Origin of the sequence: Pseudomonas koreensis (assembly GCF_025447595.1) — a bacterium.
GTDB lineage: Bacteria > Pseudomonadota > Gammaproteobacteria > Pseudomonadales > Pseudomonadaceae > Aquipseudomonas > Aquipseudomonas koreensis_H.
Genome location: NZ_JAOEJU010000016.1, coordinates 47,133 through 62,653, shown reverse-complemented (window position 1 = coordinate 62,653; position 15,521 = coordinate 47,133). Strand labels below are relative to the sequence as shown.

Genomic DNA, 15,521 nt, shown 5'->3' with positions numbered 1-15,521 from the left:
ACCTATCGGCCGTGACGATTCAACCACTGTCCGGCCAATGTCCGGGCAGTCGCGTCAGCGGTGAATACCGCATCGAGATCGTTCAACGCCACCACAGGTTCGAGATTCAAGACTTCCTCGATGATACTCGCGATTTCCAGGTAGCGAACCCGTCCGTCGAGAAACGCGGCAACCGCCACTTCATTCGCCGCATTGAGCATGGCCGGGGCGCTGTTTCCCGCCTCGGCAGCCTGGCGCGCCAGACGCAGGCACGGGAAGCGCTCTTCGTCGGGGGCTTCGAAATCCAGTCGTGCAACAGCGAACAGATCCAGCGGCGCCACGCCCGAATCAATTCGCTCAGGCCAGGCCAGGGCGTTGGCAATCGGCGTGCGCATGTCGGGATTGCCCAACTGCGCCAGCACCGAACCGTCCACATAATCGACCAGCGAATGAATCACGCTTTGTGGATGAATCACCACTTCGACTTGCGAAGGCTTGGCATCGAACAACCAGCAGGCCTCGATCAACTCGAGCCCCTTGTTCATCATGCTGGCCGAATCCACCGAGATCTTGCGCCCCATGGACCAGTTCGGGTGCGCACACGCCTGATCGGGTGAAACATGCGCCAGTTCGGCCATCGGCGTCTGCCGGAAAGGGCCGCCAGAGGCTGTCAGCAAAATCCGACGGACACCGACAGCACCCAGACCACGGGCAAAATCCCGGGGCATGCACTGGAAAATCGCGTTGTGCTCACTGTCGATCGGCAGCAGAACCGAACCGCTCTTGCGAACAGCCTGCATGAACAAGGCGCCGGACATGACCAGCGCCTCCTTGTTGGCCAGAAGAATCTTCTTGCCCGCCTCGACAGCCGCGAGGGTCGGACGCAGGCCGGCAGCGCCGACGATGGCAGCCATGACGGCATCCACCTCGGGCGCAGCAGCGACCTGACACAAGCCTTCCTCCCCGACCAGCACCTGTGTCGACAGGCCTGCCGCACGCAAATCGTCCTGCAGGTTGCGAGCAGCGCCGGCTTCCGGCACTACTGCATATTTCGGGAGATGGCGAACACACAGGGCAAACAGTTCGCTCAGACGGGTAAAACCGCTCAAAGCGAAAGCCTGATAACGCTCAGGATGCCGGGCGATGACATCGAGCGTGCTCAAACCGATCGAACCGGTCGCGCCCAGAACGGTAACCTGCTGCGGGCGACTCACGATGCAGCCATCCACAACAGCACTGCAAAGACCGGGATCGCCGCCGTCAGGCTATCGATGCGATCCAGCACACCGCCATGGCCAGGCAACAGATTACTGCTGTCCTTGATACCGGACTGGCGCTTGAACATGCTTTCGGTCAGATCGCCCACCACCGAGATGAAGACAATCACCGCAGCACCGATCAACCCCTTGAACAGTTGTGCCACCGTCCAGTCACGGAACAGCGCGACCAGGGTGGTGATGACCAGGCTCAATGCCAGACCACCATACACGCCTTCCCAGCTTTTGCCGGGACTGACTTGCGGCGCCAGCTTGCGCTTGCCGAACGCGCGGCCGGAGAAATACGCCCCGATGTCAGCGCCCCAGACCAGCACCATCACGGCCATGATCAGCCAGTTGCCGAGCGGGTATTGCTTGATCTGCACCAGCCCTTGCCAGGCGGGCAACAGAATCAGCAAACCGATCACCAGTTTGCTGGCGGCACTGGACCAGCGCTCGCTGGAGCGCGGGTACGTCAGCACCAGCCACGTCGCCAATGCCCACCAGATCACCGAAGCGCCCAGCACCCACGGCGCCAGCCCCGGCAGGATGTACATGACGAACAGCATCAGCGCGACCAGCGCCGCATAGCCGACACGAAATGCCTGCGCAGTGAAGCCGGCCAGACGCGCCCACTCCCAGGCACCCAGACTCACGACCAGCCCAATGAACAAGGCAAAACCGGAACCTTCGAGCAGGAAAAAACCGCCCAAGGCGATCGGCAGCAGAATCAGTGCAGTGATGATGCGTTGTTTTAGCATTAAACCCGGGCTCCAGCTTCGACCTGCTCGCTCGTTTTACCGAAACGACGCTGGCGCGAAGCGAAATCGGCCAGCGCATTGCGCATGGCTTCGTGTTTGAAGTCCGGCCAGAACAGGTCGGAGAAGTACAACTCGGCGTACGCCAGTTGCCACAAAAGGAAGTTGCTGATGCGGTGCTCGCCACCGGTACGAATGCACAAGTCGGGCAACGGCAGATCACCGGTGACCAGACAGGTCTGCAGCAGATCCGGCGTAATGTCTTCCGGCCGCAGATGACCGGCCTGAACCTCACGTGCCAGACGCTGCGCAGCTTGCGCAATATCCCACTGACCGCCGTAATTGGCTGCAATCTGCAGGATAAAGCGGTTGGAACCGGCAGTCATCGCCTCGGCTTCACGCATCGCAGCCTGAAGCTCAGGATGGAATCGTGTGCGGTCGCCGATGATCCGCAGACTGATATTGTTGTCATTGAGGCGCTTGGCTTCACGACGCAACGCCTTGAAGAACAGGTCCATCAAGGCACTGACCTCATCGGCCGGGCGCTGCCAGTTCTCGCTGGAAAAGGCGAACAGGGTGAGCACCTCGACCTTGGCCTCAGCGCACACCTCAATAACAGCCCGCACAGCATCCACGCCCGCTTTATGCCCGGCGACACCCGGCATAAAGCGTTTTTTTGCCCAGCGATTGTTGCCATCCATGATGATCGCGACATGGCGCGGCACCGCGGACGGCGCAGTCTGCTTGGTCTTGTCCATTAAAAACTCGACCCTTATACGGCCATCAGGTCTTTTTCTTTCTCGTCCGTGGCCTTGGTGATCTGGGCCTCGGATTCTTTGGTCAGCTTATCGATATCAGCGATGGCACGACGCTCTTCGTCTTCGCTGATTTCCTTGTCCTTGACCAGTTTCTTGAGCTCGCCCAAGGCATCACGACGAATATTGCGCACGGCAACACGCGCGTCTTCAGCAGCGCTACGCGCCTGCTTGGTGAAGCCTTTACGCGTTTCCTCGGTGAGGGCCGGCATAGGGATCAACAGCAACTCACCCAGGTTGGTCGGGTTGAGGTTCAGACCAGCGCTTTGGATTGCCTTGTCGACGGCAGCGAGCATGTTGCGCTCGAACGCCACGACCTGCAGGGTGCGCGAGTCTTTCACGGTGACGTTGGCAACGCCGCTCAGCGGGGTGTCAGTGCCGTAGTAAGGCACCATGACACTGCCGAGGATGCTCGGGTGAGCCTTGCCGGTGCGAATCTGGCCGAACGCGTGGTTCAGAGACTCCAGGGATTTCTGCATACGCGCTTGGGCGTCTTTCTTGATTTCGTTGATCATTGTTGGCCTTCCTCGATCAAAGTCCCTTCTGCGCCGCCGTGCACAATGTTCAGCAGGGCACCGGGCTTGTTCATGTTAAATACGCGCAGCGGCATCTTGTGATCGCGGCACAGGCAGATAGCCGTCAGATCCATTACACCCAGCTTGCGATCCAGTACTTCATCGTATGTCAGATGATCGAACTTCTCGGCATGCGGGTCTTTGAACGGGTCAGCGGTGTAGACGCCATCGACCTTGGTCGCCTTGAGCACGACATCAGCGTCGATTTCAATGGCGCGCAGGCAGGCTGCCGAATCCGTGGTAAAGAACGGATTGCCGGTACCGGCCGCGAAGATCACCACATCCTTGGAGTTCAGGTGGCGCATGGCTTTGCGACGATCATAGTGATCAGTCACACCCACCATGGAAATGGCCGACATCACGATGGCCGAGATATTGGCACGTTCCAGCGCGTCGCGCATGGCCAGGGCGTTCATCACAGTGGCCAGCATGCCCATGTGGTCGCCGGTGACCCGATCCATGCCAGCCTTGCTCAGCGCTTCACCGCGGAACAGGTTGCCACCACCGATCACCAGACCGACCTGAACACCGATACCGACCAGTTGGCCGACTTCCAGCGCCATGCGATCCAGCACCTTCGGATCGATCCCGAACTCTTCCGAGCCCATCAGGGCCTCGCCGCTAAGCTTGAGTAGAATGCGTTTATAGCGAGCCTGATAACCACTGCCCTGCTGAGCCATTGCGAATCTCTCCTGCGGCGTATTTTAAAAATTCTTTGCGAGCTGTTTACAGCTGGCGTTCACTCTAGCTTGGCGCTGCTTCAGCGCCATCGGAACATGGCTTTGTAAGTCAGTTCCAAGTGGAAACCAATAAAAATTGGTAACCCTATCTGAAAAGAGGCTGCGCGCGTGAGCGGGCAGCCTCTTTCGGGCGACAGTTGAAAAACCGTCTTACTGCTTGGCGGCAGCCACTTGAGCGGCAACTTCGGCAGCGAAGTCATCAACTGGCTTCTCGATGCCTTCGCCGACTTTGAAGTAGGTGAAGGAAACGATTTCGGCACCGGCTTTCTTGGCCAGCTCGCCAACCTTGACTTCAGGGTTCATGACGAAGGCTTGCTCTTTCAGCGAGGCTTCGGCTTTGAACTTGGTGATACGACCGTTGATCATGTTCTCAACGATGTTTTCCGGCTTGCCGGCGATCTTGTCGGCGTTCAGCTGCAGGAATACGTTCTTCTCGCGCTCGATGGCCTCGGCGGAGATTTCCGACGCGTCCAGGAACTCAGGGTTCGAAGCTGCAACGTGCATGGCGATGTTCTTGGCCAAGTCGACGTCGCCGCCTTTCAGAACAACCACTGCACCAATCTTGTTGCCGTGCAGGTAAGCGCCTACAACGTCACCCTCAACACGCGCCAGACGACGGATGTTGACGTTTTCGCCACACTTGGCAACCAGGGCTTCACGAGCAGCTTCACGCGAAGCGATCAGCGGAGCCGCGTCGGTCAGCTTCTGAGCGAAGGCTTCTTCGAGGCTTTCGCTGACGAAGTTCTTGAAGTCGTCCTGCAGGGCCAGGAAGTCGGTCTGCGAGTTCACTTCCAGCAGAACGGCGGATTTACCGTCAGCCTTGACAGCGATAGCGCCTTCAGCGGCAACGTTGCCAGCTTTCTTGGCAGCCTTGATGGCGCCCGAAGCACGCATGTCATCAATGGCTTTTTCGATGTCGCCGCCAGCCTTTTCCAGGGCTTTCTTGCAATCCATCATGCCTTCGCCGGTACGCTCGCGCAGTTCTTTGACCAACGCTGCAGTAATTGCTGCCATTTTCAAATTCCTCTTGGATAGGTTTTCAACCATTCCACCCGATCGAACGGGCGTTCAATTCTTCCCGAACCACTTTGTAGCCGCTGCACGTTACAGATGCTGTAGCTGCGCTGCCGACAAATGGTTTTCGAGGTGGCAAAAAGGGGGCCAAGCCCCCTTTTTGCTTACTGAGTCAACGCCAGGGCGTCAATTACTCAGCTGCAGCCTGAGTTTCTTCAGCTGCGAATTCTACAGTACCGCCAGCAACGTTGTTGCGACCGCGGATTACTGCGTCAGCCATCGAACCCATGTACAGCTGGATAGCGCGGATTGCGTCATCGTTGCCTGGGATGATGTAGTCAACGCCTTCCGGGCTGCTGTTGGTATCGACAACGCCGATGACCGGGATGCCCAGCTTGTTGGCTTCGGTGATCGCGATGCGCTCGTGGTCAACGTCGATCACGAACAGTGCGTCTGGCAGACCGCCCATGTCCTTGATGCCGCCCAGGGAGCGATCCAGCTTCTCAAGATCGCGAGTGCGCATCAGCGCTTCTTTCTTGGTCAGCTTGGCGAAAGTACCGTCTTCGGCTTGTACTTCAAGGTCACGCAGACGCTTGATGGAAGCACGAATGGTCTTGAAGTTGGTCAGCATGCCGCCCAACCAGCGGTGATCGACGTACGGCGAACCGCAACGTGCTGCTTCTTCAGCAACGATCTTGCCAGCGGAACGCTTGGTGCCGACGAACAGAATCTTGTTTTTGCCCTGGGCCAGACGCTCTACGAAAGTCAGAGCTTCGTTGAACATTGGCAGGGTTTTTTCAAGGTTGATGATGTGAATCTTGTTACGCGCGCCGAAAATGTACTTACCCATTTTCGGATTCCAGTAACGGGTTTGGTGACCGAAGTGCACACCGGCCTTCAGCATATCGCGCATGTTGACTTGGGACATGATAGTTCCTTGATAAGTCGGGTTGGGCCTCCACGTATCCCAATGACCAACCATTGATCCGAGGATCAAAGGCACCCAGGCCATCGTGTCGACACGTGTGTGGGTTAATGCTCTCGGGGCTATCCCCGGAAAGCGGCGCATTTTATACCACAGGGACGACGCAAACGGAACCCGGAATCTGCAATCGCGTCAGGGACATGCGCGCCAGCCCCTTGGAATCGGGGCAATGCACCACATTGTATAGAGAGAAGCGATGCACGCAGGCGCGGATTTGCGCCTTTGGTCTGTTAGAATCGCGTTTTTCGGGGCCGCCAAATCAACAGCCGCGCCCCTGTTCGTATCAGCAAGCGCCGCCGAGCGCAGAGAGAGCCTGTATGACCGTCACCCTCAAAACCCCCGAGGACATCGCTGGCATGCGTGTCGCCGGCAAACTGGCCGCCGATGTGCTGGAAATGATTGCCGAACACGTCAAGCCGGGCGTGACCACCGATGAGCTGAACCAGATCTGCCACGACTATATCGTCAACGTGCAGCAGGCCATCCCTGCCCCGCTCAACTACAAGGGCTACCCGAAGTCGATCTGCACCTCGATCAACCACGTGGTCTGCCACGGCATCCCGAACGACAAGCCGCTGAAAAACGGCGACACCCTGAACATCGACGTCACCGTGATCAAGGACGGCTACCACGGCGACACCAGCCGCATGTTCCACGTCGGCACCGTGCCGGTCTGGGCCGAGCGCCTGTCGCAGGTCACCCAGGAATGCATGTACAAGGCGATCGAGATCGTCAAACCCGGCTGCCGCCTCGGCGACATCGGCGAGATCATCCAGAAGCACGCGGAAAAGAACGGCTTTTCGGTGGTGCGTGAATTCTGCGGTCACGGCATCGGCAAGGTGTTCCACGAAGAGCCGCAGATCCTGCACTACGGCCGCGCCGGTACCGGCATGGAACTGAAGGCTGGCATGACCTTTACCATCGAGCCGATGATCAACCAGGGCAAGGCCGACACCAAAGTACTCGGCGACGGCTGGACGGCGATCACCAAGGACCGCAAGCTGTCGGCACAGTGGGAACACACTTTGCTTGTCACCGACACCGGCTACGAGATCTTCACTCTGCGCAGCGACGACACCATCCCGCGCATCTCGGCCTGATCCAGACACCGCTCCCAGCCTATAGAAGGAAAGCCAATCGATGCCGCAGGTGGATCCCGAACTCTTCGACCGCGGTCAGTTCCAGGCTGAACTGGCCCTGAAATCGAGTCCCATCGCGGCATTCAAGAAGGCGATCCGCCAGGCCCGCGAAGTGCTCGATGCACGTTTTCGGGCCGGTCGCGACATCCGGCGACTGATCGAAGACCGGGCGTGGTTCGTCGACAACATCCTGCAAAAGGCCTGGGACCAGTTCGACTGGAGTGAAGGCGCCGACATCGCGCTGGTCGCGGTCGGCGGCTACGGTCGCGGCGAACTGCACCCCTATTCCGACATCGACCTGCTGATCCTGCTGGACAGTGCTGACCACGAAATTTTCCGCGACTCCATCGAGCGTTTTCTGACGCTGCTGTGGGACATCGGCCTGGAAGTCGGTCAGAGCGTTCGCTCCGTCGACGAATGCGCCGAAGAGGCCCGTGCCGACCTGACGGTGGTCACCAACCTGATGGAAAGCCGCACCATCTGCGGCCCCGAGCGCCTGCGCCAGCGCATGCTCGACGTCACCAGCACTGCGCACATGTGGCCGAGCAAGGATTTCTTCCTGGCCAAGCGCGCCGAGCAGAAGGCTCGCCACCACAAGTACAACGACACTGAATACAACCTGGAACCCAACGTCAAAGGCTCGCCCGGCGGACTACGGGATATTCAGACGATTCTGTGGGTGGCCCGTCGTCAGTACGGCACCCTGAACCTGCGCGCCCTGGCCGGGGAAGGGTTTCTGGTCGAGAGTGAAAACGCCTTGCTGGCGTCCTCCCAGGAATTCCTCTGGAAGGTGCGTTACGCCCTGCACATGCTCGCCGGCCGCTCCGAGGATCGCCTGCTGTTCGATCACCAGCGCACCATTGCCGGGCTGCTGGGCTTTGAAGGCGACGACGCCAAACAGGCCGTCGAAAACTTCATGCAGCAATATTTCCGGGTGGTGATGAGCATTGCCCAGCTCAGCGACCTGATCATCCAGCACTTCGAGGAAGTCATCCTCGCACCGGAAGACGAAGCGCCGCCGCAGCCGATCAACGCGCGCTTCCAGCTGCACGACGGCTACATCGAGGCACGCAACGACAACGTGTTCCGCCGCACGCCGTTCGCCATGCTCGAGATCTTCGTGCTGATGGCCCAACAGCCGGAAATCAAAGGCGTGCGCGCCGACACCATTCGTCTGCTGCGGGAAAACCGTCACCTGATCGACGACAACTTCCGCAACGACATCCGCAACACCAGCCTGTTCATCGAGCTGTTCAAGTGCAAGATCGGCATCCACCGCAACCTGCGGCGGATGAACCGTTACGGCATTCTCGGGCGCTATCTGCCGGAGTTCGGCTTCATCGTCGGGCAGATGCAGCACGACCTGTTCCACATCTATACGGTCGATGCGCACACGCTGAACCTGATCAAGCACCTGCGCAAGTTGCAGTACACCCAGGTGTCAGAGAAATTCCCGCTGGCCGCCAAGCTCATGGCGAAACTGCCAAAGCCTGAACTCATTTATATGGCCGGCCTGTACCACGACATCGGCAAGGGCCGGCATGGCGATCACTCGGAAATCGGCGCGGTCGATGCAGAGGCTTTCTGCCAGCGTCATCAACTGCCGGTGTGGGACAGCCGCCTGATCGTCTGGCTGGTGCAGAACCACCTGGTGATGTCGACCACCGCCCAGCGCAAAGACTTGTCCGACCCGCAGGTCATCCATGACTTCGCACTGGCGGTTGGTGATGAAACCCGCCTCGACTACCTGTACGTGCTGACCGTGGCCGACATCAACGCAACCAACCCGACCCTGTGGAACTCGTGGCGTGCCAGCCTGTTGCGCCAGCTCTACACCGAGACCAAACGCGCCCTGCGCCGAGGCCTGGAAAACCCGGTGGATCGCGAAGAGCAGATCCGCCAGACCCAGAGCGCAGCGCTGGATATCCTGGTACGCGGCGGCACCGATCCGGATGACGTCGAGCAATTGTGGGCGCAACTGGGCGACGACTACTTCCTGCGCCACACCGCCGGCGACGTGGCCTGGCACACCGACGCGATCCTTCAGCAACCGGCGGACGGCGGTCCGCTGGTGCTGATCAAGGAAACCACCCAGCGCGAGTTCGAGGGCGGCACGCAGATCTTCATCTATGCACCGGACCAGCACGATTTCTTCGCCGTGACCGTGGCCGCGATGGACCAGCTCAACCTGAACATTCACGACGCCCGGGTCATCACGTCCAGCAGCCAGTTCACCCTCGACACCTACATTGTGCTCGATACCGATGGTGACTCGATCGGCGACAATCCGGTCCGGGTCAAGCAGATTCGCGAAGGCCTGACCGAAGCCCTGCGCAACCCGGACGACTACCCGACGATCATCCAGCGTCGGGTGCCGCGCCAACTCAAGCATTTTGCGTTCGCCCCGCAGGTGACAATCCACAACGATGCCCAGCGCCCGGTAACAGTGCTTGAACTCACGGCACCTGATCGTCCGGGCCTGCTGGCACGGGTCGGCGGGATATTCCTAGAGTTCGATCTGTCGCTGCAGAACGCCAAGATCGCCACCCTGGGCGAGCGGGTGGAAGACGTGTTCTTCATCACCGACGCCCACAATCAACCGCTGTCCGACCCGCTGCTGTGCAGCCGTTTGCAGGATGCCATCGTCGAACAGCTGAGCGTCAATCAGGAACACGATATCAAACTGTCGCGCATCAGTATCTGAATCAACCATTTCCCCCTGTGGGAGCGAGCCTGCTCGCGAATGCGATGTCACATTCAACATCATCGTCGACTGACACACCGCATTCGCGAGCAAGCTCGCTCCCACATTGAACGAGGCCCTCATGAACAACGCTCTGTCCCAGCTTCAGCCCTACCCGTTCGAAAAGCTCCGCGCCTTGCTCGGCAGCGTGACGCCAAACCCGGACAAGCGCCCGATCGCGCTGTCCATCGGCGAACCGAAGCACCGCTCGCCAAGCTTTGTCGCCGAGGCGCTGGCGAACAACCTGGATCAGATGGCGGTGTACCCGACCACCCTCGGCATTCCGGCCCTGCGCGAAGCCATCGCTGCCTGGTGCGAGCGTCGCTTCAACGTGCCGAGCGGCTGGATCGACCCGGCGCGCAACGTGCTGCCGGTCAACGGCACCCGTGAAGCGCTGTTCGCCTTCACCCAGACCGTGGTCAACCGTGGCGACGACGCGCTGGTGGTCAGCCCCAACCCGTTCTATCAGATCTACGAAGGCGCAGCATTCCTCGCCGGCGCCAAGCCGCATTACCTGCCGTGCCTGGACGAGAACGGCTTCAACCCGGATTTCGACGCCGTATCGCCGGACATCTGGAAACGCTGCCAGATCCTGTTCCTGTGCTCGCCAGGCAACCCGACCGGTGCGCTGATTCCGGTCGACGTGCTGAAAAAGCTGATCGCCCTGGCCGACGAATACGACTTCGTGATCGCCGCCGACGAGTGCTACAGCGAGCTCTACTTCGACGAACAGACCCCGCCGCCGGGCCTGCTCAGCGCCTGCGCCGAACTGGGCCGCAAGGACTTCAAGCGTTGCGTGGTGTTCCACAGCCTGTCCAAGCGCTCGAACCTGCCGGGCCTGCGCTCCGGTTTCGTTGCCGGCGATGCCGACATCCTCAAGGGGTTCCTGCTGTACCGCACCTACCACGGTTGCGCGATGCCGGTTCAGACTCAACTGGCCAGCGTCGCCGCATGGAATGACGAAGTGCATGTACGCGCCAACCGTGCGCTGTATCGCGAGAAGTTCGACGCCGTGCTGGCGATCCTCAGCCCGGTGATGGATGTGCAGCGTCCGGATGGCAGCTTTTATCTGTGGCCGAATGTGCAAGGTGACGATGCCGCGTTCTGCCGGGATCTGTTTGCCGAAGAGCACGTGACCGTGGTGCCGGGTTCGTACCTGTCCCGTGACGTCGATGGCGTCAATCCGGGTGCCGGACGCGTACGGATGGCACTGGTTGCACCGCTGGCTGAATGCGTCGAGGCTGCCGAGCGCATCCGCGATTTCGTCCTGCGCCACAAGTAACGCCTGAACGCCCGTGCCGGGCAATCCGGCACGGGCGATCAAATATCACGTAACAGTTCCCCTCCTTTTCTACCCCACTCCTCTGCCCGCCAGACGTTAGTCTTGAGCGGCGCCGTTCGTTGCGCAGCACCAGAAACCGACCTTTGACTTCATGGAAGAAGTGAAAAATGACAGAACTGCTCGATTGCCAACTCAATCAATGGCCCGACGATCAGGCGGCCTATATAGCCGCCATCAACGAAAACCCGGCCAATGCCGGCACCGCGACCGGCACGCGCCGCAAGCGCTCCGTCGTCAACTACTCAAAACTGTGGGCCAACGGTCGCACATTGAAAATCGCCTTCCTGGATGCCCCCAACGCCGAACACAAAGCCAGGATCATCGACGCTGCCAGCCAGTGGCTGCCATACATCAACCTCAAGTTCGAATTCGTCGATGACCTGCCGGGCGACATCCGCATCGCCACTAAAAACAACGACAACAGTTCGATGCTCGGCACTGATGCGCTGCTGATTCATCCGGACTATCCGACCATGAACCTGGGCGTAAAGCCGGATCACCAGGACTTTAAAGTGATCGTGATGCACGAGTTCGGGCATGCGCTGGGCGCGATGCATGAACATCAGCACCCACAGGCAAAGATTCCGTGGGATAAACCGAAGGTGTATGAGTTCTACAAAAATCGCGAGATGAACCCGCTGACCGAGGCGCAGGTCGACAGAAACCTGTTCGTCTCCTTCGACACGCTGGACGCGATCTACACCTCCTACGACCGCAAGTCGATCATGCACCACCCCGTGGCCAACACCTTGACGGTGGGCAACTGGGAGGTGCCGATCAACCGCACGATCAGCAAGAAGGACAAACGCCTGATGAGATTGCTCTACCCCGGTTAACGCTTTGTCTATTTGACCTGTCCCAGGTTGGCCTCACTCAAGTCGAGTTCGCCCAGTACCTCTCGCAATACGTCATCGCCGACCTGGTGCTGACGACTGAGGCTGTACAACTCAAGGCGTTGTGCACGCAACGCTTTGAGTCGCAGACGGCGCTCCAGCAGATCCATCTGGAACGCCAGCGCCTGGGCTTCGGCCGAATCGTTGAACACCTCCAGTTGGTGGCGGTACTCGGACATGATCCGCGCCTTGAGCTCCGCCGCCAACGCGGCTTGCGCGGCGTCCTGCGGGTTGACCTCTTCGGTTTCCAGCGCATGAATCGCTGCTTCCGCGGTCTTGCGCCAAGCGTCGCGCACTTCCTGACGACGTTTGTCGTCCGGGCTCTTTTCGATGCCGCGCAACAGCAACGGCAGCGCAATACAGGCCGCCACCAGCGACAACAGGATCACCCCGGCGGCAATGAAGATCATCAGGTCGCGCTCGGGAAACGCCTCTCCCGCCATCAGCATCGGCACCGACATCACGCCCGCCAGGGTCACCGCCCCGCGCACACCACCGACGGTCAGCAGCCAGCAGGACCGGGCGGTCGGCACTTGCGTCAGATCACCCTTGCCGCGCAGACGGCGCAACAGCACCGACAGACGCCAGATGCTCTGCACCCAGATAAAACGCAACAGCACCAGCGCCAGGAAGATCGCCACCACGTCGAGGCAGCGATAGAACAGGGTCGGCCACAACGAAGTTTCGTGGCTGACCACCGCTTTAATGATGTCCGGAAGTTGCAGACCGAGCAGCAGGAAGATCAGACCGTTGAAGGCGAACTCCAGTAACGACCAGACGCTACGGTTGAGCAGCCGGGTGCTGGTCTGGCGCGGAAGCAGGTCGAGCCAGCTCTGCATCATCCCCGCCGCCACTGCCGAGAGAATGCCCGAGGCGCCAAGCCGTTCGGCCAGCACGTAAGCGGCGAATGGCAGCAGCAACATGAACACCACGTGCGTCGCCGGATCGTCCCAGCCGCGGGCGATCATCCAGGCGCGCAACCTTCCGACCAGCCAGCTCAGCGCCACACCGACAGCCAGCCCGCCGACCGCGACCAGCACGAAGGTCAGGCTGGCATTGGCCAGGGAGAACGCACCGGTCACCGCCGCGACCAGCGCGAACTTGAACGTCACCAGACCCGAGGCATCGTTCATCAGCGCCTCGCCCTGCAGCATGTGCATCAGCGGCGTGGGCAAGCGGTTCTGCGAAATGGCCGAGACCGCCACGGCGTCGGTCGGCGACAGCACCGCCGCCAGCGCAAACGCCACCGGCAACGGAATCGTCGGCAGCAGCCAGTGAATGAAGTAACCGGCGCCGACCACAGTAAACAGCACCAACCCCACTGCGAGCGTCAGCACCGGCCCGCGCAGACGCCACAATTCACGCTTGGGCATGCGCCAGCCATCGGAAAACAGCAGCGGCGGCAGGAACAGAAACAGGAACAGTTCGGGATCAAGGGCCACGTGCAGGCCGAGGGTCGGCCAGGCCAGCAAGGCACCGGCGGCGATCTGCACCAGTGGCAGCGGCAGCGGAATCACCCGTCCCACCAGGCGCGAGACACTGACCAGCATCAGCAGGATCAGGACGGTATAAGCAGTTTGCATAAAGCGAAAATCCCGGACAATCGACAGCGTTGAACTGCCATATTAGCCGCTTAGGCTGGGGATGACCGTTGCACCTATGTCGCAGGCGCCCACAGCAAAAGCAACCTCGGCGCCGCGAAACCGTCTGGTCATGGCATAATCCGACACCATTTTTTTCCAGCACCTGTAAAGGGGGCGATTCCTTGACCGTTTCAAGCAAAACGTTGCACCTTTTCGGCATCAAAGCCTGCGACACCATGAAAAAGGCGCGCACCTGGCTCGATGAACACGCTGTCAGCTACGACTTCCACGATTACAAGACCGCCGGCATTGACCGTGAACACCTGACCCAATGGTGTGACGAACACGGCTGGCAAACGGTGTTGAACCGCGCAGGCACGACCTTTCGCAAACTCGACGACGAACGCAAAGCCGATCTCGACCAGTCGAAAGCCATCGAACTGATGCTCGCTCAACCCTCGATGATCAAGCGCCCGGTGCTCGATCTCGGTGACCGAACCCTGATTGGCTTCAAGCCAGATATCTACGCGGCCGCGCTCAAGTAAGCAGCCCGTCACTTTTTGCAGAGGTATTCACATGTCCAACTCCCTGTTCAGTATCGCCTTCGGCGTCGGCACCCAGAACCGTCAAGGCGCGTGGCTGGAAGTGTTCTACGCCCAGCCGTTACTCAATCCTTCGGCCGAACTGGTCGCCGCTGTTGCGCCGATCCTCGGCTACACCGAAGGCAACCAGGCCATCACCTTCACCACCGCACAGGCCGCACAACTGGCTGAAGCCGTGAAAGGCATCGACGCCGTCCAGGGCAAGCTGCTGACCCGTCTGGCCGAAAGCCACAAGCCGCTGGTCGCCACCCTGCTGGCCGAAGACGCTCAGCTGACCTCGACCCCTGAGGCGTACCTGAAGCTGCACCTGCTGTCCCATCGTCTGGTCAAGCCGCACGGCGTAAGCCTGGCCGGGATCTTCCCGCTGCTGCCAAACGTGGCCTGGACCAGCCAGGGCGCGATCGACCTGAGCGAACTGGCCGAGCTGCAACTCGAAGCCCGTCTGCGCGGCGAGCTGCTGGAAGTGTTCTCGGTGGACAAGTTCCCGAAAATGACCGACTACGTGGTACCGGCCGGCGTGCGTATCGCTGACGCCGCACGTCTGCGTCTGGGCGCCTACGTGGGCGAAGGCACCACCGTGATGCACGAAGGTTTCATCAACTTCAACGCCGGCACCGAAGGCCCGGGCATGATCGAAGGCCGCGTCTCCGCTGGCGTATTCGTCGGCAAGGGTTCGGACCTGGGCGGCGGTTGCTCGACCATGGGCACCCTGTCGGGTGGCGGCAATATCGTGATCAAGGTCGGCGAAGGCTGCCTGATCGGCGCCAACGCCGGTATCGGTATCCCGTTGGGCGACCGCAACACTGTCGAGTCGGGCCTGTACGTGACCGCCGGCACCAAGGTGGCGCTGCTGGACGAGCACAACAACCTGGTCAAAGTGGTCAAGGCCCGTGAACTGGCCGGTCAGACCGACCTGCTGTTCCGTCGCAATTCGGAAACCGGCGCTGTGGAATGCAAGACCCACAAATCGGCGATCGAACTGAACGAAGCGCTGCACGCTCACAACTAAGCAGACATTGATAACCTGTGGGAGCGAGCTTGCTCGCGAAGCTTTTTGGCGTCCTCAAGGACGCCTTCGCGAGCAAGCTCGCTCCCAC

At 60.2% G+C, this 15,521-nt stretch carries 14 protein-coding genes; 6 read left to right on the top strand and 8 right to left on the bottom strand.

Features of this window, described 5'->3' with window-relative positions; all coding sequences use genetic code 11:
• Positions 1 to 2 precede the first annotated feature (2 nt).
• From ispC to rpsB, 7 genes are all read right to left on the bottom strand, one after another.
• On the bottom strand, positions 3 to 1,193 hold the full coding sequence (ispC, locus tag N8H71_RS19050; RefSeq protein WP_262195173.1) for a 1-deoxy-D-xylulose-5-phosphate reductoisomerase: 1,191 nt from the start codon (positions 1,191 to 1,193) through the stop codon (positions 3 to 5).
• Positions 1,190 to 1,996 carry a phosphatidate cytidylyltransferase gene (locus N8H71_RS19045; RefSeq protein ID WP_262195172.1) on the bottom strand — a complete coding sequence of 269 codons (807 nt, stop codon included), beginning with the start codon at positions 1,994 to 1,996 and terminating at the stop codon, positions 1,190 to 1,192. Before N8H71_RS19045 ends, ispC begins: the two co-directional genes overlap by 4 nt.
• Positions 1,996 to 2,751, bottom strand: a complete 756-nt coding sequence (gene uppS, locus N8H71_RS19040; RefSeq protein WP_262195171.1) for a polyprenyl diphosphate synthase — start codon at positions 2,749 to 2,751, stop codon at positions 1,996 to 1,998. Before uppS ends, N8H71_RS19045 begins: the two co-directional genes overlap by 1 nt.
• 14 nt (positions 2,752 to 2,765) lie before the next feature.
• Positions 2,766 to 3,323, bottom strand: coding sequence for a ribosome recycling factor (frr, locus tag N8H71_RS19035; protein WP_007954771.1), 558 nt, complete (start codon positions 3,321 to 3,323; stop codon positions 2,766 to 2,768).
• A complete protein-coding gene (gene pyrH, locus N8H71_RS19030; protein ID WP_003222124.1) occupies positions 3,320 to 4,063 on the bottom strand; it encodes a UMP kinase in 744 nt (247 codons plus the stop codon). The genes frr and pyrH overlap by 4 nt, the downstream gene beginning before the upstream one ends.
• Positions 4,064 to 4,273: 210 nt before the next feature.
• A complete protein-coding gene (tsf, locus tag N8H71_RS19025) occupies positions 4,274 to 5,137 on the bottom strand; it encodes a translation elongation factor Ts (protein WP_085712838.1) in 864 nt (287 codons plus the stop codon).
• 190 nt (positions 5,138 to 5,327) lie between these two features.
• A complete protein-coding gene (gene rpsB, locus N8H71_RS19020; RefSeq protein WP_008052780.1) occupies positions 5,328 to 6,065 on the bottom strand; it encodes a 30S ribosomal protein S2 in 738 nt (245 codons plus the stop codon).
• Between the two features lie 374 nt (positions 6,066 to 6,439).
• Between rpsB and map the strand changes: the two genes are divergently transcribed.
• The 4 genes from map to N8H71_RS18995 all read left to right on the top strand — a co-directional run bounded on the left by map (position 6,440) and on the right by N8H71_RS18995 (position 12,182).
• Complete coding sequence (gene map / locus N8H71_RS19015) at positions 6,440 to 7,222, top strand: type I methionyl aminopeptidase (RefSeq protein WP_039769663.1); 783 nt, start codon at positions 6,440 to 6,442, stop codon at positions 7,220 to 7,222.
• A 40-nt stretch (positions 7,223 to 7,262) separates the two neighbouring features.
• A complete protein-coding gene (locus tag N8H71_RS19010) occupies positions 7,263 to 9,965 on the top strand; it encodes a [protein-PII] uridylyltransferase (protein ID WP_262195170.1) in 2,703 nt (900 codons plus the stop codon).
• Between the two features lie 121 nt (positions 9,966 to 10,086).
• Positions 10,087 to 11,286, top strand: coding sequence for a succinyldiaminopimelate transaminase (dapC, locus tag N8H71_RS19000; RefSeq protein WP_262195169.1), 1,200 nt, complete (start codon positions 10,087 to 10,089; stop codon positions 11,284 to 11,286).
• A 167-nt stretch (positions 11,287 to 11,453) separates the two neighbouring features.
• Positions 11,454 to 12,182, top strand: a complete 729-nt coding sequence (locus N8H71_RS18995) for a M12 family metallopeptidase (RefSeq protein WP_262195167.1) — start codon at positions 11,454 to 11,456, stop codon at positions 12,180 to 12,182.
• 8 nt (positions 12,183 to 12,190) lie between these two features.
• On the opposite strand, the gene N8H71_RS18990 is transcribed toward N8H71_RS18995, so the two are convergent.
• Positions 12,191 to 13,822, bottom strand: coding sequence for a Na+/H+ antiporter (locus N8H71_RS18990; RefSeq protein WP_262195166.1), 1,632 nt, complete (start codon positions 13,820 to 13,822; stop codon positions 12,191 to 12,193).
• 182 nt (positions 13,823 to 14,004) lie between these two features.
• On the opposite strand from N8H71_RS18990, the gene N8H71_RS18985 reads away from it, so the two are divergent.
• Positions 14,005 to 14,367, top strand: coding sequence for an ArsC family reductase (locus N8H71_RS18985; RefSeq protein WP_003222107.1), 363 nt, complete (start codon positions 14,005 to 14,007; stop codon positions 14,365 to 14,367).
• A gap of 31 nt (positions 14,368 to 14,398) precedes the next feature.
• A complete protein-coding gene (gene dapD, locus N8H71_RS18980) occupies positions 14,399 to 15,433 on the top strand; it encodes a 2,3,4,5-tetrahydropyridine-2,6-dicarboxylate N-succinyltransferase (RefSeq protein ID WP_007954762.1) in 1,035 nt (344 codons plus the stop codon).
• Positions 15,434 to 15,521: the final 88 nt, after the last annotated feature.

Excerpts from the sequence above, each read along its gene's own strand:
- frr (WP_007954771.1), bottom strand. The coding sequence starts at position 3,323 with ATGATCAACGAAATCAAGAAAGACGCCCAAGCGCGTATGCAGAAATCC.
- N8H71_RS18995 (WP_262195167.1), top strand. The coding sequence starts at position 11,454 with ATGACAGAACTGCTCGATTGCCAACTCAATCAATGGCCCGACGATCAG.
- N8H71_RS19045 (WP_262195172.1), bottom strand. The coding sequence starts at position 1,996 with ATGCTAAAACAACGCATCATCACTGCACTGATTCTGCTGCCGATCGCC.
- map (WP_039769663.1), top strand. The coding sequence starts at position 6,440 with ATGACCGTCACCCTCAAAACCCCCGAGGACATCGCTGGCATGCGTGTC.
- N8H71_RS19010 (WP_262195170.1), top strand. The coding sequence starts at position 7,263 with ATGCCGCAGGTGGATCCCGAACTCTTCGACCGCGGTCAGTTCCAGGCT.
- tsf (WP_085712838.1), bottom strand. The coding sequence starts at position 5,137 with ATGGCAGCAATTACTGCAGCGTTGGTCAAAGAACTGCGCGAGCGTACC.
- dapD (WP_007954762.1), top strand. The coding sequence starts at position 14,399 with ATGTCCAACTCCCTGTTCAGTATCGCCTTCGGCGTCGGCACCCAGAAC.
- uppS (WP_262195171.1), bottom strand. The coding sequence starts at position 2,751 with ATGGACAAGACCAAGCAGACTGCGCCGTCCGCGGTGCCGCGCCATGTC.
- N8H71_RS18990 (WP_262195166.1), bottom strand. The coding sequence starts at position 13,822 with ATGCAAACTGCTTATACCGTCCTGATCCTGCTGATGCTGGTCAGTGTC.
- rpsB (WP_008052780.1), bottom strand. The coding sequence starts at position 6,065 with ATGTCCCAAGTCAACATGCGCGATATGCTGAAGGCCGGTGTGCACTTC.
- pyrH (WP_003222124.1), bottom strand. The coding sequence starts at position 4,063 with ATGGCTCAGCAGGGCAGTGGTTATCAGGCTCGCTATAAACGCATTCTA.
- dapC (WP_262195169.1), top strand. The coding sequence starts at position 10,087 with ATGAACAACGCTCTGTCCCAGCTTCAGCCCTACCCGTTCGAAAAGCTC.